This is a genomic window from Kitasatospora sp. NPDC092039 (assembly GCF_044756065.1).
Classification (GTDB): Bacteria; Actinomycetota; Actinomycetes; order Streptomycetales; family Streptomycetaceae; genus Kitasatospora.
On the sequence record NZ_JBIVSD010000034.1, the window covers coordinates 32,578 to 55,316 of the forward strand.

Below are 22,739 nucleotides of genomic sequence, written 5' to 3' on the forward strand. Positions count from 1 at the left end.
CCCCGGGGGCGGGTGCGGGCGCGCGGCCCCCCCCCGGGGGGGGGGCGGGCGGCGGCCCCCTGGGGGGTATCCGCCGGGGGCGCCCGCTCCGGGGCGGGGGCGCCCCGGACCGGCTCGTGATCCGGTCCGCCGGATCACCGCCGGACGCACCTCACGGGCCGTCGGTCAGGCGCCGACCGGCTCCTTCTCGGCGGCGCGGGACCCGTACCAGCTGCCCTCCTCGGCGATCAGGAGCATCCCGTCCGCGCCGAGGCCGGCGAGGACCTGTCGGGCGCCGCGCTCGCGCAGCTCCCGGGCCGCGTCCACCGCGTCGCCGGTGGTGGCGACCGGGCGGCATCACCAGCCTGTCCACCGCGCCCGCGGCTCTCCCCGGGGTGTGGGCGGCGCCGGCCGCCCGCACCCTCGCGGAGTGCCGCGAACCCGCCGGACCGACCCTGCTCGCCGATGACGCCGCCACCGCGCGCGACCTGGTCCGGTCGCGCGTGGCGGGGCGCGGCGAGGGGCGGCCGCCCGCGGCTGGGTGACGGGCGGCCAGGACGTTCCACGACACGTGCTTCACCAGTGGGAGCGCTCCCACTGTGCGGGATCGCCGTGAGCCGGTCAAGAGGCGCGACGGGTCCGGCACCTCTTCGCACGAATCCCGGCAACTCCCCTTTTCCTCGGCGGAAGTTGGCGCTACGGTCGGTGGCCACCAGTGGGAGCGGTTCCATCAGTCGGCGCGCCGGTAGCGGCGTGTCCTCGCTGCAAGGAGTCGCTCATGCGGCACCCCCCACCCCTCACAGCGCTGCTGGGCGGCGCGGTCCTCACCCTGGTGAGTGCCGTGTCCGCCGCGGCGGGTGCGGGCCCGGTCACCGCCGATCCGCCCGCTTGCTCCGTGGCCTACTCCACGGTCAACCAGTGGGACGGCGGCTTCCAGGCATCCGTCGCCATCACCAACAACGCCGTACCGACCAGCGGTTGGAGCCTCGGCTTCGACTTCGCCGGCGGCCAGCACCTCACCCAGGGCTGGAGCGCCATATGGTCCCAGTCCGGTAGCAAGGTCACGGCCGTCAACGAGAGTTGGAACGGCTCACTCGGAACCGGCGCGAGCGTCACCCTCGGCTTCACCGGCTCCTGGTCCGGCGGCAACCCCGCGCCGACCGCGTTCACCCTCAACGGCCTGGCCTGCTCAGCCGGTTCGGGCCCGTCCCCCAGCCCGACCGGCACCCCGACCCCGACCCCGACCGGATCCCCCACCACCACACCCACCCCGCCCGTCGGCGCGCCCGTGCTCGGTGTCAGCGGCAACCGGCTGACCGACCAGAGCGGCACCACCCGCCGGCTGCTCGGCGTCAACCGCTCCGGCGGCGAGTTCATGTGCGTCCAGGGCCACGGCATCTTCGACGGACCGGTGGACGACGCGGCCGTCCAGGCCATCGCGGACTGGCGGGCCAACACCGTCCGCATCCCGCTCAACGAGGAGTGCTGGCTCGGCCTGGACAACATCCGGCCCGAGTACCGGGGCACCGCCTACACCGACGCCGTCAAGGCACTGGTGGCCCGCGTCCTCGCGCACGGCATGACCCCCGTGGTCGAACTCCACTGGACGTACGGCCAGTACACCGGCAACTCGGCGGGCTGCCCGGACGTGCACGCCTCCTGCCAGAAGCCGATGCCGGACGCCCGCTACACCCCGGCCTTCTGGACCTCGGTGGCGAACACCTTCAAGGACGACCGCCGGGTGGTCTTCGACCTGTTCAACGAGCCCTACCCGGACCGGGCCACCGCCACCACCGACCAGGCCTGGGCCTGCTGGCGCGACGGCGGCGACTGCCCGGGCATCGGCTACGAGGTGGCCGGCATGCAGGACCTGGTGGACGCCGTCCGCGCCACCGGCTCGCGCAACGTCGTGCTCGTCCCCGGGATCGCCTACGCGAACGACCTGAGCGGCTGGCTCGCCCACGCGCCCTCGGACCCGACCGGCAACCTGGCCGCCGCCTGGCACGTCTACAACTTCAATTCCTGTGCCAACGAATCATGTTGGACATCCACCCTGGCCCCGGTCGCCGCCCGCGCCCCGCTCGTGGCGGGCGAGATCGGCGAGAACACCTGCGGGCACGCGTTCGTCGACCGCGTCATGAAGTGGTCCGACGACCGCGGGCTGTCCTACCTGGGCTGGACCTGGAACACCTGGGACTGCTCCTCCGGTCCCGCCCTGATCAGCGCGTACGACGGCACCCCCACCGCCTTCGGCCTCGGACTGCGCGACCACCTTCGCGCCCTCGACGGACACTGAAAGGGACCCCCACCATGAGCCGCACCACCCACCCCGGCCTCAACCGGTTGCGCAGCAGCCGGACCGCCCTGCTCGCCGCCCTCGGCCTGCTGACCGCGACCGGCGCCACCGCCACCGTGCTGTCCACCTCGGCGGGCGCCGCCTCGGCCGGCTGCCGGATCGACTACCAGGTGTCCAACCAGTGGGACACCGGCTTCGGCGCCAACGTCACCGTCACCAACACCGGTGACCCGCTGAGCTCCTGGACCCTGGAGTGGACCTTCGCCGGCAACCAGCAGGTCACCCAGGGCTGGAACGCGGCCATCGGCCAGTCCGGCGCCGCCGTCACCGCCCGCAACCTCTCGTACAACGGCAGCCTGGCGACCGGCGGTTCCACCTCCTTCGGCTTCAACGGCTCCTACAGCGGCGCCAACCCCGTGCCCACCGCCTTCAAGCTCAACGGCGTGGCCTGCAACGGCTCCACCACGACGCCCACGCCCACCCCCACCGGCACGCCGACCGGCACGCCCACCGCCTCCCCGACCGGTACGCCGACCACCCCGGCCGGCACCCGCGTCGACAACCCGTACGCCGGCGCGAAGGTCTACGTGAACCCCGAGTGGTCCGCGCACGCCGCCGCCGAGCCCGGCGGCGCCAAGGTCGCCGGCCAGCCCACCGGCATCTGGCTGGACCGGATCGCCGCGATCGCCGGCGCCAACGGCAGGATGGGGCTGCGCGCCCACCTCGACGAGGCGCTGCGCCAGAAGGGCGGCGGAGAGCTCGTCGTCCAGCTGGTGGTCTACGACCTGCCCGGCCGGGACTGCGCCGCGCTCTCCTCCAACGGCGAGCTCGGCCCGACCGAGATCGACCGGTACAAGAAGGAGTTCATCGACCCGATCGCGGCCATCCTGGGCGACCCCAAGTACGCCGGCCTGCGGATCGTCACCACGGTCGAGCTCGACTCGCTGCCGAACCTCGTCACCAACACCACGCCGCGGGCCACCGCCACTCCCGCCTGCGACGTGATGAAGGCCAACGGCAACTACATCACGGGCATCGGCTACGCGCTCAAGAAGCTGGGCGCCATCCCCAACGTGTACAACTACGCCGACGCCGGGCACCACGGCTGGCTCGGCTGGGACGACAACCTCGGCCCGTCCGCCGAGCTGTTCAAGCAGGCGGCCACCGCCGAGGGCTCCACCGTCGCCAACGTCCACGGCTTCATCGTCAACACCGCGAACTACAGCGCGCTCAAGGAGGACAACTTCACCGTCGACGACAGCGTCAACGGCACCTCCGTCCGCCAGTCCAAGTGGGTCGACTGGAACCGCTACGTCGACGAGCTCTCCTACGCGCAGGCGCTGCGGACCAAGCTGGTCTCGCTGGGCTTCGACTCCAAGCTCGGCATGCTGATCGACACCTCGCGCAACGGGTGGGGCGGCGCCGCCCGTCCGGCCGGGCCCGGGCCGAAGACCACCGTCGACGCGTACGTCGACGGCGGGCGCTACGACCGGCGGCTGAACACCGGCAACTGGTGCAACCAGGCGGGCGCGGGCCTCGGCGAACGGCCGCAGGCCGCCCCGGCCCCGGGGATCGACGCGTACGTCTGGATGAAGCCCCCGGGCGAGTCGGACGGGGCCAGCAAGCTGATCCCGAACAACGACGGCAAGGGCTTCGACGGGATGTGCGACCCGGCGTACACCGGCAACCCGAGGAACAACAACCACATGTCCGGAGCGCTGCCGGACGCGCCGCTGTCCGGCGAGTGGTTCTCCGCCCAGTTCCAGGAGCTGCTGAAGAACGCCTACCCGGCGCTGTGACGCGGCGTTGAACACCCCGGCCGTCCGGAGCCTCGCGTGGCTCCGGACGGCCTGCGGGTCAGGAGGACTGCCGCACCACCAGCTCCGTCGGCAGCACCAGGCGGGACGGCTCCGCGTCCTCTCCGGCGATCTGCCGCAGCAGGAGCCCGGCCATCGTGCGGCCCATCCGCTCGATCGGCTGGCGGACGGTGGTCAGCGGCGGGTCGAGGTGGCGGGCCACCGGCGAGTCGTCGACGCCCACCAGCGCGACGTCGCCCGGCACGTCCAGGCCCCTGGCCCGCAGGACGGCGAGGGCCCCGACCGCCATCAGGTCGGAGGCGGCGAACACCGCGTCCAGGTCAGGGCGGCGCTCCAACAGCTCGCGCATCGCCCGACGGCCGCCGTCCTCCGTGAAGTCCCCGGTGGCGACGAGCTGTTCGTCCCCCGGCAGCCCGGCCGCCGCCAGCCCCTCACGGTAGCCGGCCAACCGGCCCTCGGCCGCGTCCATGTCGAGCGGACCGGTGATGGTGGCGATGCGGCGCCGCCCGCGTCCGGCCAGGTGGTCCACGGCCGACCGGCCGGCCCCCACGTTGTCGGAGTCCACGTACGCCACCGGTTCCCGCGGCGAGCGGCGCCCGTTCAGCACCACCGGCAGGCCCAGCGCGCGCACTTGGTCCGGCAGCGGGTCGTCCCGGTGGACGGACACCAGCAGCACGCCGTCCACCCGCTGCGCGGCGAGGTACTGCTCGAAGCGCTGCCGCTCCTGCTCGGTGCGGATCAGCGTGAGCAGCAACTGCTTGTCGGAAGACGCCAGTTCGGCGCTCACCCCGCGGATGATGTCCAGGAAGTACGGCTCCGCGAACAGCCGCGCCTCGGTCTCCGGCACGACCAGCGCGACCGCGTCGGTCCGGCTGCCGGCCAGGGCCCGGGCCGCCCGGTTGGGCACGTAGCCGAGTTCCGCGACGGCCCGGCCGACCGCCTCCTTCGCCTGCTCGCTCACCCGCGACGAGCCGTTGATCACCCGGGACACCGTGCCGCGCCCGACCCCGGCCCTGGCCGCGACCTCCTCCAGGGTCGGCCTTCCGGTCTGCCGTCCGCTCACCGCCCACCCGCCTTCCGTCGCCGCCATCGGTCTCGCCCTCTCCTGGCAGGCGATCGTAGGTCACCGGGGTGGAGCACCGCCACGGATCGTCCGGACCGGGGGGCGCCGACCCTGCGCACGGCCGGCCGATCGGCAGCCACTCCCGGGCAGTTCGGCTCCTTCCCTTGACACCGGATCAGCTGAGGCAGGAACCTTCGGACAGGACGTGGGAGCGCTCCCACAGCTCTCTCCGGGCGCCGCCACCGGTGGGCCCCGACCGTGCCGACCCCCGGACCGGCGGTTTCCTCCGCAACGCCCTGGACAACACCTTCACCGTCAGCGTGGTCTCCACCCATCCGAATGCCGAACCCCTCACCGTTGGAGCGACCGTGCCCGTGCCCCCCACCCGTCCCCACCCGACCGCCACCGCCCCGCCCCGGTTCCCGGCCGGGTTCCTCTGGGGCGCGGCCACCTCCGCCTACCAGGTGGAGGGCGCCACCGCCGAGGACGGCCGCACCGCCTCGATCTGGGACACGTTCTGCCGCACCCCCGGCAAGGTCTTCCAGGGCCATACCGGCGAGGTCGCGGTCGACCACTACCACCGCTTCCGCGAGGACGTCCGGCTGATGGCCGGGCTCGGGCTGACCGCCTACCGCTTCTCCGTCTCCTGGCCGCGCGTCCAGCCCACCGGCCACGGCCCGGCCGTCCAGCAGGGCCTGGACTTCTACCGTCGCCTCACCGACGAGCTGCTCTCCGCCGGGATCACTCCCGTCGCCACGCTCTACCACTGGGACCTCCCGCAGGAGCTGGAGTCGGCGGGCGGCTGGCCCGAGCGCGCCACCGCCGAGCGGTTCGCCGAGTACGCCGGGCTGGTGGGCGAGGCGCTCGGCGACCGGATCGGCCACTGGACCACCCTCAACGAACCCTGGTGCAGCGCCTTCCTCGGCTACGGCTCCGGCGTCCACGCCCCCGGCCGCACCGACCCGGTGGCCGCCCTGCGCGCCGCCCACCACCTCAACCTCGGCCACGGCCTGGCCGTCACCGCGCTGCGCGGCGTGCTGCCCGCCGACGCGCAGCTGTCCGTCTCGCTCAACCTGCACGCGCTGCGCCCGCTCACCCCGTCGGCCGACGACCGGGACGCCGTGCGCCGGATCGACGCCGTCGGCAACCGGGTCTTCCTCGGCCCGATGCTGGAGGGCGCCTACCCGGAGGACCTGCTGGCCGACACCGCCCACCTCACCGACTGGTCCTTCGTCCGGGCCGGCGACGAGAAGGAGATCCACCAGCCGATGGACTGGCTGGGCGTCAACTACTACACGCCCACCGTCGTCTCCGCGGCCGACGAGGGCACCGCCCCCGCCCGCGCGGACGGCCACGGCGGCGGCACCGCCTCGCCCTGGCCGGGCGCGGACCAGGTCGGCTTCCACCCGGCACCGGGCGAGCGGACCGCGATGGACTGGGCCGTCGACCCCTCCGGCCTGTACGAGCTGCTGACCGGCCTCGCCCGCCGGCACCCCGACCTGCCGCTGGTGGTCACCGAGAACGGCGCCGCCTACCAGGACGAGGTCGGCGAGGACGGCACGGTCCACGACCCGGAACGCGCCGCCTACCTCCACGCCCATCTGGCGGCGATCCACCGCGCGACCGCGGACGGCGCGGACGTGCGCGGCTACTTCGCCTGGTCCCTGCTGGACAACTTCGAGTGGGCGTACGGCTACGCCAAGCGCTTCGGCCTCGTCCACGTCGACTACCCGACCCAGACCCGCACCCCCAAGACCAGCGCCCACTGGTACGCCCGGGTGGCCCGGACCGGCGAGCTGCGCCCGCCGGCCGAGGGGTAGCCCTCCGGACCGGCGCAGGCCCCCGTCCGCACGGGACGCGGGGCCTGCGCCGGGGCCGCTACCGGGTGCCCGGCTCGGGGACCGGAACGATCCGCTCGAAGAAGTACTCGTGCTTGAGGAAGGAGACGTCGTACTCGTGACCCGGGTACGGCGGGATCAGCTGCGCGGCCTGGAACAGCCGCCAGCCGTCCTGCAGCGCCTCCACCCCGCTCCCGTACGGCGGTTCGTCGCTGTCGCCGGTGGTGGGCGAGGTGCGGCCGGTGCCGTCGTAGCGCGTCCAGCCGACCACCTCCGAGTCCAGCCGGGAGTCGGCCAGGTACAGCACCAGCACCTGCTGGCGCGGCACGGCGGCCCCGCCGGTCCGTGCGGTCGCGGTCGTCGCGGTCGTCGCGGTCGTCGCGGTCGTCGAAATCGTCATGCCGCCGTCTCCTTCGGGCGGTTGGAGACCCTGGTCACCCAGTGGTCGAGGTCGTAGCCCGGGTTGCCGGTCAGCTCCCGCCACAGCAGGATGCGGTTGTACCGCTCCAGCCGGCCGGTCGCCCACTCGTACCACGGGAAGACCGCGTCCAACTCGGTGTCCACCTGCGGGTCGTGGAGGTCGGAGGTGTCCCAGAGCAGTCGCTGGCGGACCCTCGGGTTGAAGCGGATCTTGAACATGTAGCGGACGGTGTCGCTGTCGTTGCGCCGGCCGCCGTGCCAGAGGCCGTGGTGCAGAAACACCACCGTCCCCGCGGGGCAGACCAGGCGGTCCTGGCCGCGCAGGTTCTGGTAGCGGCCGGTGTCGGACTCGTTGGTGCGCCGCAGGTGGCTGCCCGGCACACTGAGCGTTCCGCCCATCTCCAGCGTCACGTCCTGCGGGTAGTACATCAGCTGCACGTCGAACGCGTCCGGCCGGACGTCGATGATCGCGTCCCCGTGCAGCGGCTGCGCCGAGCCGCCGTGCGGCTCGCGGACGTGCACCGCGTGGTGGTCGACCCACGGATCCGGTCCGACCAGGCTGTGCAACGCGCCCGCCACCTGCGGCAGTTCCAGCAGGCGACGGACGAACGAACCCTCCGCGTACGCCTCGGGCACCGGCGTTCCGTACGGCACGTCCGGCAGGCCCGCCGCCAGGACCGCGAGGCCCTCGGCGTTCATCTCCGCCGGGACCACGGCGTCCAGCCGCAGCGACCCCCGTGCCACGAAGCGCGCCATCCGCACCGACGACAGCAGTTCTCCCGTTTTCTCCATGGCCGCCACGCTAGGGCCGGCCGGCGCACCACCGCGTGGGCCGGGTTCACCCTCCGGTGGTCCGTTTTCACCGTCCTCCGCGCGTGGTAGAACTCGTGGCCATGCGCACGGTCCTCGCCCGGCTCGACGAGCCACCGACCCTCGCCGGCGTCGGCGTCGGCGTGCACGGACCGGCCGGCCACGTGGACGTGTTCTCGCTGCCGGACCTCTGGCAACTCCATCTCTACGACTACCACGCCGACCTGACGGTGGACGGCGCCCCGTACAGCATCCGTCCCGGCCGGGTCAGCCTGGTACCGCCCGGCTCCGACGTCCGTTACCGCTACCGGGGCCGCTCCGAGCACTTCTACGTCCACCTGCGCCTCGGCGCCGCCGGCACCCCGCACCGGATCCCCGTCATCCAGCCCGCCGGGCCCGAACTCGACCCGCTCACCGCCCGGTTCCGTCAGGCACTCGCCGCCTGGCCGCGCACGCCCGCCCGGGCCGCCGCCGAGATCTGGTCCGCGCTGTGGCGGATCGCCGTGCTCGCCCCTCCCGACGAGCCCGGCACCCCGGCCGTCCACCCTTCGGTCGCCTCCGCCACCGCCCTGATCGAGGCCCGGCTCGCCGAACCCCTCACCGTGCCCGAGATCGCGCGCGCCGTCGGCGTCTCGCACAACCACCTCACCCGGCTGTTCCGCGCCGCCACCGGCGAAACCGTCGTCGGCTACATCCGCGCCCGCCGGATGGAACGCGCCCGCCACTTCCTGCGCGCCACCACCCTCTCCATCCCCGCGATCGCCGCCTCCGTGGGCATCCCCGACCTGCACGCCTTCAACAAGGCCTGCCGACGCGAACTCGGCGCCTCCCCCCGCGCCGTCCGCACGGCCCGGACCCGTCCGGACGACCCGCGCACCGCGTAGCCGCCCGCCCGGTAGCCGTGCGCCCGGTGGGGCGGCCCCGGAGTCGAGGGCCGCCCCACCGGGCGCTCCGAACGGGCGGGCGGCGACGCCGGGCGGGCGTCGCCTCCCGTCAGTAGCCGTAGATCATCTTGTAGGCGACCTCGGGCAGGAACTGTCCGGCGGTGGATCCGGCGCCGACGCCGCAGTTGCCGTCGGATTCGCCGGGTGCCTTGATCCACAGCAGCATCTCGGCGCCGCCGCCGAGCTGCGAGGGCCGGCCGATCCGCCGCCCCGCCGGGTTGCACCACGCGCCGTTGGAGCCGTTGCCGTTGCGGCTGGTGTCGATGACGTAGGGCTTGGTGAAGCCCTTCGTGGACCGCAGGGCCGCGTTGACGGCGTTGCCGTAGGCGGTGTTCTCGGAGGTGGTGAGGTAGTTCGACACGTTCAGCGAGAACCCGTGCGCCCCGCTCACCCCGGCCGCGGCCAGGTGCCGGGCCATGGTGTCGGCGCTCAGCCAGCCGGGGTTGCCCGCGTCGAGGTAGACCCAGGTGTTCGGAGCCTTGGCGTTGAACTGCGCGATGGCGTCGCTCAGCAGGGCGTTGCGCTCGGTGATCTGGGCAGGGCTCATGCAGCTCTCGTCGCCGAGCGAGTCGGGTTCGAGGACGACCACCGCCGGCCGGTTGCCGATGCCGCTCGCGAAGGCGGCGATCCAGGTCCGGTAGTCGGCGGCGCTGCCCGCCCCGCCGCCGGACTGGCCCGCGCAGATGTCACGGTTGGGGATGTTGTAGGCCACCAGGACGGGCAGCTTGCGGTTGGCCGCGGCCGCACCGACGAAGGAGCCGGTGGCCGTCCCGATGGTGCCGCTCCAGTTGCCGAACCAGCGCGCCGTCGGCACGTCGGCGATCGAGGACCGGATCGCGGGGGCGCGGCCGTCGCCCGGGTTGGCGTCGACCCACCGCCGCGCGGAGGAGTCGGGGTCCACGTAGAAGCCGCTGGTCATCGTGGTGGGGTCGGCGGCGTGGGCGGCCGCGGGGTGGAGCGTGAGGAGGGCGGTGCTCAGCACCGGGGCCAGGAGCAGGGAACGGGTACGGCGCGAACGGAGCATGGTGCTTCCTCCACGGGTGGGGGTTGGGGGGAGGATGGAAGCGCTTCCGGTTCCCAGAAGATTGGGGCTCTCCGGACGGCCTGTCAAGACGCTCTCCGCACGAGGTCGTTGTCTCGGGGCCCGCCTGGCAGCAGCGGCCGGCCCGCCCGTTCGGAGCGGGGCCGGACCGACCTCCGCCCGGCCTGGAAGCGCTTCCGGTCCGTGGAGCGAGCGGCTTCGGGTCGAATTCACCCGCCGGTGGCGGCACGTCCGTGGAACGATGGTCCGCAGAACGCCCCGACGGCAACGGGAGGATCGGCGATCGCGATGGGGACGTCTCCACCACGCCGGCCGACGCTGGACGAGGTCGCCGCCCGGGCCGGCGTCTCCCGCACGGCGGCGTCCCGGGTGATCAACAACGTGCCGCACGTGAGCGCCGCCAAGCGTGCCGCGGTGGAGCGGGCGGTCCGCGAGCTCGACTACACGCCGAATCCGACCGCCCGGGCGCTGGCGACCCGGCGCGCGGGGGCGGTCGTGCTGGCGGTGGCCGGCGACGAGCCCGGCCTGTTCGCCGACCCGTTCTTCGCCGAGGTGACGGTCGGCGTCAGCTCCTACCTCGACCGGACGGACCTCGAACTGGTCCTGCTGCTGGCCGACACCCCGCGCGGCAGGGAACGCCTGGAGCGCGTCCTGAGCTCCCACCGGGCGGACGGCGTGATGCTGATGGCGGTGCGTGGGGACGACCCCCTGGGCCGGCTGGCCGAGCAGACCAGCCTGCCCGTGGTCTTCGGCGGCCTGCCCCTGACGGGCACGCCCCGCTGGTACGTGGATCCGGACAACCGGGGCGGCGCACGGCTGGCCGTCGAGCACCTGGTGCGCGGCGGGCGCCGGAACATCGCGATGATCACCGGACAGGTCGACCTCCACGCCGCCGTCGCCCGCGAACAGGGCTTCCGCGAGGCACTCGTCCTGGCCGGCCGGTCCGCCGCCGGCCTGGCGACCGGCGGCTTCACCCGGGCCGGCGGCGAGGCCGCGATGGAGCGGCTGCTCGCGGACCGTCCGGACATCGACGCGGTGTTCGCGGCCAACGACGGCATGGCCCTGGGAGCGCTGCGCGCCCTGCGCCGACACGGCCGGCGCGTGCCCGAGGACGTCGCGGTCGTCGGCTTCGACGACCTCGCCGGCGCGCTCTACGCCGATCCGCCGCTGACGACCGTTCACCAGCCGGTGCGCGCGCTCGGGCTGGAGATGGCCCGGATGCTGGTGGCCGTCCTCGACGGCCAGGACCCGAGCCCCCTCGTCCTCCCCACCCGCCTGACCGTCCGCGAGTCCGCACTACCACCGGCCTGACCGTCCGCGAGTCCGCACCCCCACCCGCCTGACCGTCCGCGAGTCCGCACCCCCACCGGCCTGACCGTCCGCGAGTCCGCACCCCCACCCGCCTGACCGTCCGCGGGTCCGCGCCCCCGCCCGCGGACTGACCCGGCCGGCGATCCGCCCCGCGCGGGACGGCCGAGCGGCCCCAACTCCCCTGCCGCCACAGCTCTTGACAGTCCGTCCCGGAGGGAGCAGGGTTCCCCCTTGGGAGCGCTCCCACGCCTCGGCGGACGCTCCCGGGCCGCCGGCGCGAGTCCGCCCCGGCCCCTTGCGCGTCCTCACCCACCCCTCACGACCGCTCGCGGCCCCGCTCCGGCATCACGAGCGCGGCCCACCCCCGCGCGTCCCGCTACCGCCCTGGAGAACCCCATGTTCCTGCGCAGCCGTTCCCGCAGAGCCCCCGCCCTCCTGTCGGCCGCCGCCGTCACCGCGGCCCTGGTCACCGGCTGCTCCTCCGGAGGGTCCGGCTCCGGCTCGGACGACCCGAACGCGAAGATCACGCTCACCGTGGGCGACTTCGGCACCTTCGGCTACAAGGACGCCGGGCTCTTCGACGAGTACATGAAGGCCCACCCGAACATCACCGTCAAGGAGAACGCCACCACGGTGGAGGGCGACTACTGGACGGCGCTGCAGACCCGGCTGTCGGGCGGCGGGCTCGACGACATCCAGGCCCTGGAGGTGAGCCGGATCGCGCTCGCCGCCTCCGACCAGCTCAGCGCCGCCTTCACCGACCTGTCGAAGGCCCCGGGCGTCGACAAGGACGCCTACCTGCCGTGGAAGTGGAAGCAGGCGACCACCGCCCAGGGCAAGACCGTCGGCCTCGGCACCGACGTCGGCCCGATGGCGATCTGCTACCGCCAGGACCTCTTCGAGGCGGCGGGCCTGCCCGGCGACCCCGCCGCGGTCGGCGCCCTGTGGGCGGGCGACTGGGCCAAGTACGTCGAGGCCGGCCGCCGGTACCAGGCCAAGGCCCCCCAGGGGACCTTCTTCATGGACACCGCCACCGGCCTGTACAACGGCGTGGTCTCCTCCGACACCGAGCAGTACTACAAGAACGGCAAGGCCGACTACCAGGGCTCCGCCGGTGTGCGGAAGGGCTGGAAGCTGGCCTCCGACGCCGTCCAGGCCGGCATCACCCAGGGGCTCAAGGAGTTCGACACCCCCTGGCAGACGGCCTTCTCCAACTCCACGTTCGCCACCACCGTCTGCCCGTCCTGGCAGCAGGCCAACATCGAGAAGTACTCCGGCCCGGGCAACGCCGGGAAGTGGAACGTCGCGCAGGCCCCCGCCGCCGGGAACTGGGGCGGCTCGTTCCTGACGGTGCCGGCCTCCGGCAAGCACGTCGCCCAGGCGCAGGCGCTGGCCGCCTGGCTCACCGCGCCCGAGCAGCAGGCCAAGGTCTTCCAGAAGGTCGGCAACATCCCCTCCAACCAGAAGGCGTACGCGCTGCCGGGCGTCACGGACTTCACCAACCCGTACATCGGCCCGAACGCCCCCACCGGTCGGATCTTCTCCACCGCCGCCAAGGCCATCCAGCCGGCCGAGACCGGGCCGCACCACGGTGACTTCCACGGGGCGTTCGGCAACGGCGTGCAGCTGATGGAGCAGAACCACCAGAGCCCCGAGGAGGCCTGGGCGGCCACCGTCAAGCAGCTCGCGAGCACCGTCCAGTAGCCGCACGGGCCCGGGCCGTACGGACCGCGCGGCCCCCTCCCCGGCGCGCTTCCGTACGGCCGCCACTCCCCCGCGCCGTCCGTACGGCCGCCACCCCCGAACGACCGAGACCGACCGACCCCCTGTCCACGAACGACGCGACGACCCCAGCCGGCCGTCGACCCGGCACGGAGGAACCTGTGGCCACCCCGACCCGCACCCCCCGAAGAGACCCGGCCGACCCACCCGCCCCGAGCCCGCCGGAGCGCCGCGAGGAGCCGACCGGCCTGCGCCGCCGGCTGCGCCGCTGGGACCACACCGGCTCGCCGTACGTGTTCGTCGCGCCCTTCTTCGTGGTGTTCGCGGTCTTCGGGCTCTTCCCCCTCGTCTACACCGGCTGGCTGTCCCTGCACCAGGTCAGCCTGTACAACGTGGACCGGACCGACTGGGTCGGTCTCCAGAACTACCAGGACCTGCTGTTCGGGCCGGCGAGCGAGCTCTTCTGGAACGCCCTGCGCAACACCGTCAGCCTCGGCGTGCTGTCCACCGTCCCCCAGCTGCTGATCGCGCTCGGTCTCGCCCACCTGCTCAACTACCGCCTCCCGGCCCGGGGTTTCTTCCGCACGGCGCTGCTCGCGCCGTACGCGACGTCGGTCGCGGCCGCCACGCTCGTCTTCGCGCTGATCTTCAGCCCCGAGGGCGGCATGGCCAACTGGCTGCTCGGGCTGGTGGACCTCGGGCCGGTCCGCTGGGAGTCCGGCACCTGGAGCTCCCAGCTCGCCGTCTCGGTGATCGTCATCTGGCGCTGGACCGGCTACAACGCGCTGATCTACCTCGCCGCGATGCAGGCCGTCCCCCGCGAGCTGTACGAGGCCGCCGCGATCGACGGGGCCAGCCGCTGGCGGCAGTTCCGCCACGTCACGATCCCCGAACTGCGCCCGACCATCCTGTTCACCGTCGTCGTCTCGTTCATCGGATCGACCCAACTCTTCGGCGAGCCCTACCTGTTCGGCGGGCAGAGCGGCCACCAGGGCGGCACCGACCACCAGTACGAGACCCTCGGCATCCTCATGTACGACCAGGGCTTCCACTACAGCCTGCTCGGACGCGCCTCGGCCATCGCCTGGCTGATGTTCGGCCTGCTCCTGCTGGTCGGCCTGGCCAACACGCTGATCGCCCGCCGCCTGCGCGCCGCCAAGTGACCGGGAAGGACGACTCCATGACCACCATCCCCGCCCCCGACTCCGCCACCGCGCGGCGGGGCACCGGGCGCCGGAGCCGGCTGCGCTCCCCGGGCGCGGGCGACCAGCACCGGGCCGGGCCGTTCGCCCTGGCGGCCCTGGTCGTGGCCGCCCTCGTCTCGCTGTTCCCGCTGTACTGGACGCTCGTGGCGGCGTCGACCGACAGCCACCGGGTGGTCTCCACGCCCCCGCCGCTCCTGCCCGGATCCAACCTGTTCCACAACATCGGCTACGTGTGGGACAACGCCGGAGCGCGCGGCATGGGCGTCGCGCTGCTCAACTCCACCCTGGTCGCCGGCACCGTCGCGCTCAGCACGGTGGCGTTCTCCGTGCTGGCCGGCTTCGCGTTCGCCAAGCTGCGCTTCCGCGGCCGCGGGGCGCTGCTGTCCCTCGTCGTCGCCACCATGGCGGTGCCCGCCCAGGTCAGCGTGGTACCGCTGTTCATCCTGATGCGGCACCTGGGGCTCGGCAACCATCTCGGCGCGCTCGTCCTGCCCTCCCTGGTGACCGCCTTCGGGGTCTTCTTCATGCGCCAGTACCTCACCCAGGCCCTGCCCACCGAACTGCTGGAGGCGGCCCGGGTCGACGGCGCGCACTCGCTGCGGGTCGTCTGGCACGTCGTCCTGCCGATCGCCCGGCCCGCCATGGCCGTCCTGGGGATGCTCGTCTTCGTCCAGTCCTGGAACGACTTCCTGTGGCCCGTCATCGCGATGAACGGCGCCACGAACCCGACCGTCCAGGTCGCCCTCGCCGGGCTCGGCACCGGCTGGTCCACCGACTGGTCCGTCATCACCGCCGGCGCGCTCGTCGGCACCGCGCCGCTGCTCCTGGTCTTCACCGTCTTCGGCCGCCAGATCGTCGGCGGCATCACCCAGGGCGCCCTGAAGGGGTGACCGGCCGCGCCCCGGCCCCGGCTCCGCAGGCGTGCGCGGGGCCGGGGCCGGGGCGGGTGGCCAGCACGCCCGGCGGTCCGCACCGCCGGGCGATCGGTGCCGGGCGGTCAGCGCCGGCGCGCGGTGATCAGGCGCTGCAGGACGATGAAGACGAACAGCAGGGCGCCGATGACGATCCGGGTCCACCAGGAACTGAGCGTGCCCTGGAAGCTGATCACGGTCTGGATCAGTCCGAGCACCAGCACACCGAGCACGGTGCCGAGCAGGTAGCCGGAGCCGCCGGTGAGCAGGGTGCCGCCGATGACGACCGCGGCGATCGCGTCGAGTTCCAGGCCGACCGCGTGCAGGCCGTAGCCGGAGAGCATGTAGAAGGTGAGCAGGACACCGCCGAGCGCGGAGCAGAAGCCGCTGATCGCGTAAACGGTGGTCTTGGTCCGCTGGACCGGCAGGCCCATCAGCAGGGCGGACTGCTCGCTGCCGCCGAGCGCGTACACGTCGCGGCCGAGGCGGGTGTAGTGGAGGACCACGAATCCGGCGGCGACCACCAGCAGGGCGATCACCGCGCTCGGTGAGACGAACACGCTGCCGAGCGGGATCCGGGTCTGCGCCATGGCGGTGTACTGCGGGTCGGTGATGGAGATCGAGTCGATGCTGATCGTGTAGCACAGGCCGCGGGCGAGGAACATGCCGGCCAGGGTGACGATGAACGGCTGGATCTCGAAGACGTGGATGACCCAGCCCATCAGCCAGCCGCCGCCGGTGCCCATCAGCAGGACCAGCGGGATCACCAGCAGTGGTGGCCAGCCGTGCTGTTCGACCAGCCAGGCGGAGACCACGGTGGACAGCGCGACGACCGCGCCGACCGACAGGTCGATGCCGCCGGTCAGCACGACGAACGTCATCCCGACCGCGACGACCAGCAGGAAGGCGTTGTCGATCAGCAGGTTGAGCACGACCTGGCCGGAGAGGAACCCGTCGTACTCCACCGAGCCGGCGCCGAACATCGACACCAGCAGGACCGTGGTGACCAGCAGCGGGACCTGCCGGCGGAGCCGGGCCGACAGCGCGTGGGCGTTGGCGCTCATTCGCCGACCTCCCGGTTGGTGGGGGCCGCGGGGTGCGACCGGACGGTGTGCCGGGAGCGTGCGCCGCGGCCGGCGAACCTGGCACGGAAGGCGGGCGACTGGACCAGGCAGACGGTGATCACCACGAACGCCTTGAACACCAGGGTGGTCTCCGGCGGGATGCCGACGGTGTAGACGGTGGTGGAGAGGGTCTGGATGATCAGCGCGCCGAGGACGGTGCCGCCGATCGAGAACCGGCCGCCGTTGAGCGAGGTCCCGCCGAGCACCACGGCGAGGATGGCGTCGAGTTCGATCCACAGGCCGGCGTTGTTGCCGTCCGCCGCCGAGACGTTGGAGGAGACCATCAGCCCGGCGACCGCCGCGCACAGCGCGCTGAACACGTACACCAGGCCGACCAGGCGCACCGCCCGGATGCCGACCAGCCGGCTGGCCACCGGGTTGCCGCCGACCGACTCCAGCAGCAGGCCGAGCGCGGTGGACCGGGTGAGCAGCGCGGTGAGCAGGACGACCAGGCCGGCGAGCAGGATCGCGAACGGCACGGTCAGCCAGTAGTCGCCGCCGATCAGCTTGTAGGGCTCGCTGGTGACGGTGATGATCTGGCCGTCGGTGACCAGCTGGGCCAGCCCGCGCCCGGCGACCATCAGGATCAGGGTGGCGATGATCGGCTGGACGCCGGCCCTGGCCACCAGGACGCCGTTGACGAGGCCGAGCACCAGGGCGGTGCCGAGGGCGTAGCCGACGGCGGTCAGCACGGTGCCGACGCCGCCCGGGTCGGCGGACCGGCTGATGTGCAGGCAGGCCAGGGCCCCGGAGATCGCGACGGTCGAGCCGACCGACAGGTCGATGCCGCCGGTGGCGATCACCAGGGTCATGCCCAGGGAGACCAGGATCAGCGGGGCGCCGAAGTGCAGGATGTCGACCAGGGAGCCGTAGAGGTGGCCGTCCCGCAGGTGGACGGCGAAGAAGTCGGGGGTGAAGGCGAGGTTGGCGACCAGGAGCACGGCCAGCACCGCGGCCGGCCAGAACAGCCGGTACCGGGTCACCGCCTTCGCCGGGCTCGCCGCCGTTGCCGTGCTCATTGCTCCGCTCCGCTCGCGATGGTGGCCATGACGCGCTCCGGGGTGAGCTCGCCGTCGTTGTCCAGCTGGGCGACCATCCGGTGGTCGCGCAGCACGCCGACCCGGTGGCTGAGCCGCAGCACCTCCTCCAGTTCGGCGGAGATGAAGAGCACCGCCATGCCGTCCTCGGCGAGCTTCGCCACCAGCTTCTGGATCTCGGCCTTCGCCCCGATGTCGATGCCGCGGGTCGGCTCGTCCAGGATCAGCAGCTTGGGGTCGGTGATCAGCCAGCGGGCGAGCAGCACCTTCTGCTGGTTGCCGCCGCTGAGGTTGCGCACCAGTGCCTCGGGGTTGCCGGGACGGATGTCCAGGGCGCGGATCCAGCGCAGGGAGAGCTCGTCCTGCGCGGTGCGGGACAGCGGACGGGTCCAGCCCCGGGCCGCCTGGAGCGCCAGCACGATGTTCTCCCGGACGGTCAGTTCGCCGACCAGGCCCTCGGTCTTGCGGTTCTCCGAACAGAACGCGATGCCGTGGGCGATCGCGTCGCGCGGTCCGCGCAGTGCGGTATCCGTGCCCTCGATCCGCAGCGTGCCGCCGTCGCTCCGGTCGGCGCCGAACAGCAGCCGGGCGGCCTCGGTCCGTCCGGAGCCCAACAGCCCGGCCAGTCCGACCACTTCGCCCGACCGGACGGCCAGGTCGTACGGTTCGACGGCGCCCCGGCGGGTCAGCCCCTCGGCTTGCAGGAACATCTCCCCGGAGGCCGGTGCGGCGCGTTCGCGCCGCTTGCCGCCACCGAGCCGGTCGAGTCCGGCGAGCTCGGCGCCGATCATCCGGGAGACCAGCTGGGCCTGGTCCAGTTCGCTGGTCAGGTACTCGCCCTCGAGTCGGCCGTTGCGCAGCACGGTCATCCGGTCGCAGATCTCGTAGACCTGGTCGAGGAAGTGCGAGACGAACAGGATGGCGACGCCCTGGTCCCGCAACCGGCGCATCACGGTGAAGAGTTGGCGGACCTCGTCGCGGTCGAGGCTGGAGGTGGGTTCGTCCAGGATCAGCACCTTGGCGGAGACGTGGACCGCGCGGACGATGGCCACGAGCTGCTGGACGGCGATGGAGTAGCTGTTCAGCGGCGCGCCGACGTCGATGTCCAGTTCCAGTTCGCGGACCAGCTCGGCGGCCCGGCGGCGCAGCGCGGCCCAGTCGATCAGGCCGAACCTGCGGGGCTCCCGCCCGATGAGGACGTTCTCCGCGACCGACAGGTTCGGGCAGAGGTTCACCTCCTGGTAGACCGTGCTGATGCCGGCCTGCTGGGCCTGCGCCGGTCCGGCGATCCGCACCGGCCGGCCGGCGAGCAGCACCTCGCCGCCGTCGACCGGGTGGACTCCGGTGAGCACCTTGATCAGCGTGGACTTGCCGGCGCCGTTCTCCCCCATCAGGGCGTGCACCTCGCCGGGGAAGAGCCGGAAGTCGACCCCGTCCAGCGCCACCACCCCGGGGAACTCCTTCCGGAGCCCCCGGACTTCCAGGACCGGTTGCTGCCGCACCCCGGTTCTCCTTTCGTGTCTCCCGGACCGGACCGCCCGAGGGCGGTCCGGTCGGGGCCGTGCGGGGCCGTGCGGGGTCGGCCCGCGGGAGCGGCCCCGCACGGATCGGGCGGGTCAGTACTGGCGGTTCGGCAGGGCCGCGGTGGCCTGCTCGGGGGTGAAGGTCCCCTCCTCGGTCTTGATCCGCCGGGGCACCTGCTCACCCGCCTTGACCTTCTTCACCAGGTCCATCAGCTGGTCGCCGAGGAGCGGGTTGCACTCGACGTCGTAGTTGATCTTGCCCTGGCTCATCGCGGTGAAGGCGTCCTTGACGCCGTCCACGGAGACGATCTTGATGTCGGTGCCCGGCTTCTTGCCGGCCTCCTCGATCGCCTGGATCGCACCGAGCGCCATGTCGTCGTTGTGCGCGTACAGCACGTCGATCTTCGGCTGGGACTTCAGGAAGGCCTGCATGACCTCCTTGCCCTTGGCGCGGGTGAAGTCACCGGTCTGCGAGGCGACCACCTTGAACCTGGGCTGCCCCTTCACGGCGTCCGCGAAGCCGGACTTGCGGTCGTTGGCCGGCGCCGATCCGGTGGTGCCCTCCAGCTGGACGATGTTCACGTCACCGTCGCCGGCCGCGTACTCCTTGACCAGCCAGTCGCCGGCCGCCTTGCCCTCCTCGACGAAGTCCGAGCCGAGGAAGGAGGCGTAGAGCGACTCGTCCTTGGAGTTCACCGCGCGGTCGGTCAGGACGACCGGGATGTGCGCGTCCTTGGCCTCCTTCAGAACGGTGTCCCAACCCGACTCCACCACCGGCGAGAAGGCGATCACGTCGACCTTCTGCTGGATGAACGAGCGGATCGCCTTGATCTGGTTCTCCTGCTTCTGCTGCGCGTCGGAGAACTTCAGCTCGATCCCGGCCTTCTTCGCGGCCTCCTGGATCGACTTCGTGTTGGCGGTGCGCCACCCGCTCTCCGCTCCCACCTGCGAGAAGCCCACGACGAGCTTGCCGCCGGAGGCCTTGCCGGCGGAGCCTCCGCCACCGGATCCACAGGCGGTGAGGAGGGCGACCATCGTGCCGGCGACCAGGGCCGCCGCAACTCTCTTGGACATGGGGGGACTTCCTCTCGGGATCGTCGATCGCTCGATTGTTAGCGCTAACATTCGACTCGACAAGATTCACCGCAGCCCGTTATCCAATCTTGACCAGCCCCGGCAGCGCCCGGCCGCCCCGCCCGACAGTCCGTCAACACCGGTTCCACCAGGGCGTCCCACATGAACTGACGTGTCGTCAATTCCCGTCGCCTCACGGCACCTTGACGCGCCCGGCGGACGGCTGGCTTCATTGGGGGCACTGGGAGCGCTCCCACGGTCCACGCGCTCCCGCGCCCCCGACTCCCCACCCCCGAAGGAAGTCCCCACCCATGCCTCCCCTCCTCCCCGGCCGCGGGCTGCCCCGGCGCGCGGCCGCCGCACTGGCCGGTCTGGCCCTGGCCGCCGGCGGGCTGACCGCCACCGCCTTCACCCCGGCCACCACCGCAGCGGCGGCCACGGCCACCACGGCCGCCGACTTCCCCGTCCGCGTGAACCAGCTCGGCTACCTGCCGGACGGGCCAAAGCGGGCCACCGTGGTCAGCTCCGCGACCACCCCGGTCCCCTGGCGGCTGCGCGACGCCTCCGGCGCGCAGGTCGCCGCCGGCACCACCACCGTGCACGGCGCCGACCGGGCGTCCGGCCAGTCCACGCACCTGGTGGACTTCGGCGCCTACACCGGCACCGGCACCGGCTTCACCCTGGTCGTGGACGGCGGCGCGAGCCACCCGTTCGACATCTCGGCCTCGCTGTACGACGGGCTGCGCGCCGACAGCATGTCCTTCTTCTACCAGCAGCGCAGCGGCATCGCCATCGACGCGGCCCTGGCCGGCAGCGCGTACGCCCGCCCCGCCGGCCACCTGGGCGTGGCGCCGAACCAGGGCGACACCGGCGTGCCGTGCCAGGCCGGGGTGTGCGACTACCGCTCGGACGTCCGCGGCGGCTGGTACGACGCCGGGGACCAGGGCAAGTACGTGGTCAACGGCGGCATCGCGACCTGGGAGCTGGTCGACTCCTTCGAGCGGGCGCACCGTTCGGGCGCCGACGCGGCCCTCGGCGACTCCACCCTGCGCGTTCCCGAGCGCGGGAACGGGGTGCCGGACGTGCTGGACGAGGCCCGCTGGGAGCTGGACTTCCTGCTGCGGATGCAGGTCCCGGAGGGCAGGCCGATGGCCGGCATGGCCTTCCACAAGCTGCACGACGCCCAGTGGACCGGCCTGCCGACCCGGCCCGAACTCGACGACCAGCCGCGCGAGTTGCACAAGCCGTCGACCGCCGCCACGCTCAACCTGGCCGCCGTCGGGGCGCAGTGCGCCCGGGTGTACGCACCGTACGACGCCGCCTTCGCCGCCCGCTGCCTGGACGCGGCCCGCCGCGCCTGGACGGCGGCCAGGGCCAACCCGAACCTCCTCGCCCCGGCGAGTGACAACACCGGCGGCGGCGCGTACGAGGACGCCGACGTCTCCGACGAGTTCTACTGGGCCGCGGCCGAACTCCTCGCCACCACCGGTGAGGCGCAGTACCGGGACGCGGTCACCTCCTCCCCGCACCACACGAAACCGGTGGACGGGTTCTGGTGGGGCGGCACCGCGACGCTCGGCCGGATCACCCTGGCCACCGTCCCCGGCGTGGCCCTGCCCGCCGCCGACGTGGCGCGCCTGCGCGGCCTGCTGACCGCGGCCGCCGACAGCCACCTGGCCACCATGGCCGGACAGGGTTACGCGGTGCCGATCGCCGCCGACGGCTACGTCTGGGGCTCCAACAGCTCGGTCGCCAACAACGCGATGGTGCTGGCCGTGGCGTACGAGCTGACCGGCGCCGCGCGCTACCGGACCGGCGCCCTGGAGGCGATGGACTACCTGCTCGGCCGCAACGCGCTGGACCACTCCTACGTGAGCGGCTACGGCGAGCGGGCCTCGGAGAACCAGCACCACCGGTTCTGGGCGCACCAGAACGACGCCGCACTGCCGCATCCGCCGGCCGGCTCCTTCGCGGGCGGCCCGGACGCGGCCCTGGAGGACCCGGTGGCGAAGGCCGAGCTGACCGGCTGCGCACCGGCGGCCTGCTACGTCGACGACATCGGCTCGTACTCGACCAACGAGGTGGCGATCAACTGGAACGCCTCGCTGGCCTGGCTCGCGGCGTTCGCCGCCGAACGGCGGACGGCACCGACCCCGCCGACGGCGTCCTGCGCGGTGGCGTACAAGGTCGACAGCGCCTGGAGCGGCGGATTCACCGCGACGGTGACCGTACGGAACACCGGCACGGCCACCGTCTCCGGCTGGACGCTCGGTTGGAGCTTCCCGGGCGACCAGCGGATCTCGACCGGGTGGAACGCGACGGTCACCCAGAGCGGCAGCGCCGTGAGCGCCCGGGACGCCGGCTGGAACGGCACCCTGGCGCCCGGGGCGAGCGCGGGTTTCGGGTTCCAGGCGACGTCCGCCGCCGACCCGGCGCCCTCCCGCTTCACCCTGAACGGCACCGACTGCACCTGAGCGCCCCCGGACCCGGCCGCCCCCCCCCCCCGCCCGGGGGGGGGGGGGGCCCCCCCCGCCCCCCCCCGCCCCCCGCCCCCCCCCCCCGCCCCCCCCCCGGGGCCCAACCCCCACCCCGCCCGCCCAGCGGGGTGCCGGCCCCCCGGCAG

General features: G+C 73.1%; 18 protein-coding genes. 9 read left to right on the forward strand and 9 right to left on the reverse strand.

Annotated elements, in window-relative coordinates:
* Positions 1-165: 165 nt before the first annotated feature.
* Positions 166-306 carry a hypothetical protein gene (locus ACIQI7_RS37470; protein ID WP_401118925.1) on the reverse strand — a complete coding sequence of 47 codons (141 nt, stop codon included), beginning with the start codon at positions 304-306 and terminating at the stop codon, positions 166-168.
* 451 nt (positions 307-757) lie between these two features.
* Between ACIQI7_RS37470 and ACIQI7_RS37475 the strand changes: the two genes are divergently transcribed.
* Both ACIQI7_RS37475 and ACIQI7_RS37480 read left to right on the forward strand, forming a co-directional pair.
* Positions 758-2,275, forward strand: a complete 1,518-nt coding sequence (locus ACIQI7_RS37475; protein ID WP_401118927.1) for a cellulase family glycosylhydrolase — start codon at positions 758-760, stop codon at positions 2,273-2,275.
* Between the two features lie 14 nt (positions 2,276-2,289).
* Entirely contained in the window at positions 2,290-4,074 is a 1,785-nt protein-coding gene (locus ACIQI7_RS37480; protein ID WP_401118930.1) for a glycoside hydrolase family 6 protein, read from the forward strand.
* Positions 4,075-4,132: 58 nt separating this feature from the next.
* On the opposite strand, the gene ACIQI7_RS37485 is transcribed toward ACIQI7_RS37480, so the two are convergent.
* Positions 4,133-5,182 carry a LacI family DNA-binding transcriptional regulator gene (locus ACIQI7_RS37485; RefSeq protein WP_401118933.1) on the reverse strand — a complete coding sequence of 350 codons (1,050 nt, stop codon included), beginning with the start codon at positions 5,180-5,182 and terminating at the stop codon, positions 4,133-4,135.
* A gap of 341 nt (positions 5,183-5,523) precedes the next feature.
* Here ACIQI7_RS37485 and ACIQI7_RS37490 point away from each other — a divergent pair, with 341 nt between their 5' ends.
* Complete coding sequence (locus tag ACIQI7_RS37490; RefSeq protein WP_401118936.1) at positions 5,524-6,975, forward strand: GH1 family beta-glucosidase; 1,452 nt, start codon at positions 5,524-5,526, stop codon at positions 6,973-6,975.
* 58 nt (positions 6,976-7,033) lie between these two features.
* Here ACIQI7_RS37490 and ACIQI7_RS37495 read toward each other — a convergent pair whose 3' ends face one another.
* Positions 7,034-7,387 (reverse strand): hypothetical protein, encoded by a 354-nt coding sequence (locus ACIQI7_RS37495; protein WP_401118970.1) that lies wholly within the window; start codon positions 7,385-7,387, stop codon positions 7,034-7,036.
* Positions 7,388-7,389: 2 nt separating this feature from the next.
* Positions 7,390-8,205 (reverse strand): phytanoyl-CoA dioxygenase family protein, encoded by an 816-nt coding sequence (locus tag ACIQI7_RS37500; RefSeq protein WP_401118939.1) that lies wholly within the window; start codon positions 8,203-8,205, stop codon positions 7,390-7,392.
* A 101-nt stretch (positions 8,206-8,306) separates the two neighbouring features.
* On the opposite strand from ACIQI7_RS37500, the gene ACIQI7_RS37505 reads away from it, so the two are divergent.
* Positions 8,307-9,107, forward strand: a complete 801-nt coding sequence (locus ACIQI7_RS37505; protein ID WP_401118941.1) for a helix-turn-helix domain-containing protein — start codon at positions 8,307-8,309, stop codon at positions 9,105-9,107.
* Positions 9,108-9,216: 109 nt separating this feature from the next.
* Here ACIQI7_RS37505 and ACIQI7_RS37510 read toward each other — a convergent pair whose 3' ends face one another.
* On the reverse strand, positions 9,217-10,191 hold the full coding sequence (locus ACIQI7_RS37510; protein ID WP_401118944.1) for a glycoside hydrolase family 6 protein: 975 nt from the start codon (positions 10,189-10,191) through the stop codon (positions 9,217-9,219).
* Between the two features lie 306 nt (positions 10,192-10,497).
* Here ACIQI7_RS37510 and ACIQI7_RS37515 point away from each other — a divergent pair, with 306 nt between their 5' ends.
* The 4 genes from ACIQI7_RS37515 (at position 10,498) to ACIQI7_RS37530 (ending at position 15,337) form a co-directional block, all read left to right on the forward strand.
* A complete protein-coding gene (locus tag ACIQI7_RS37515; RefSeq protein ID WP_401118946.1) occupies positions 10,498-11,520 on the forward strand; it encodes a LacI family DNA-binding transcriptional regulator in 1,023 nt (340 codons plus the stop codon).
* Positions 11,521-11,916: 396 nt separating this feature from the next.
* Positions 11,917-13,224 (forward strand): extracellular solute-binding protein, encoded by a 1,308-nt coding sequence (locus tag ACIQI7_RS37520; RefSeq protein WP_401118949.1) that lies wholly within the window; start codon positions 11,917-11,919, stop codon positions 13,222-13,224.
* A gap of 179 nt (positions 13,225-13,403) precedes the next feature.
* Positions 13,404-14,405, forward strand: coding sequence for a carbohydrate ABC transporter permease (locus ACIQI7_RS37525; RefSeq protein WP_401118951.1), 1,002 nt, complete (start codon positions 13,404-13,406; stop codon positions 14,403-14,405).
* 17 nt (positions 14,406-14,422) lie between these two features.
* A complete protein-coding gene (locus tag ACIQI7_RS37530) occupies positions 14,423-15,337 on the forward strand; it encodes a carbohydrate ABC transporter permease (protein ID WP_401118953.1) in 915 nt (304 codons plus the stop codon).
* Positions 15,338-15,444: 107 nt separating this feature from the next.
* On the opposite strand, the gene yjfF is transcribed toward ACIQI7_RS37530, so the two are convergent.
* The 4 genes from yjfF to ACIQI7_RS37550 form a co-directional block, all read right to left on the reverse strand.
* Complete coding sequence (gene yjfF / locus ACIQI7_RS37535) at positions 15,445-16,422, reverse strand: galactofuranose ABC transporter, permease protein YjfF (RefSeq protein ID WP_401118956.1); 978 nt, start codon at positions 16,420-16,422, stop codon at positions 15,445-15,447.
* The gene (locus tag ACIQI7_RS37540; RefSeq protein WP_401118958.1) at positions 16,419-17,501 is read right to left on the reverse strand and encodes an ABC transporter permease; all 1,083 of its coding nucleotides are present in this window, start codon (positions 17,499-17,501) and stop codon (positions 16,419-16,421) included. Before ACIQI7_RS37540 ends, yjfF begins: the two co-directional genes overlap by 4 nt.
* Positions 17,498-19,021, reverse strand: a complete 1,524-nt coding sequence (locus ACIQI7_RS37545) for a sugar ABC transporter ATP-binding protein (RefSeq protein ID WP_401118960.1) — start codon at positions 19,019-19,021, stop codon at positions 17,498-17,500. The genes ACIQI7_RS37540 and ACIQI7_RS37545 overlap by 4 nt, the downstream gene beginning before the upstream one ends.
* Before the next feature lie 114 nt (positions 19,022-19,135).
* The gene (locus ACIQI7_RS37550) at positions 19,136-20,116 is read right to left on the reverse strand and encodes an ABC transporter substrate-binding protein (RefSeq protein WP_387747957.1); all 981 of its coding nucleotides are present in this window, start codon (positions 20,114-20,116) and stop codon (positions 19,136-19,138) included.
* A gap of 311 nt (positions 20,117-20,427) precedes the next feature.
* Here ACIQI7_RS37550 and ACIQI7_RS37555 point away from each other — a divergent pair, with 311 nt between their 5' ends.
* Positions 20,428-22,590, forward strand: coding sequence for a glycoside hydrolase family 9 protein (locus ACIQI7_RS37555; protein ID WP_401118963.1), 2,163 nt, complete (start codon positions 20,428-20,430; stop codon positions 22,588-22,590).
* The last annotated feature ends 149 nt before the right edge of the window (positions 22,591-22,739 follow it).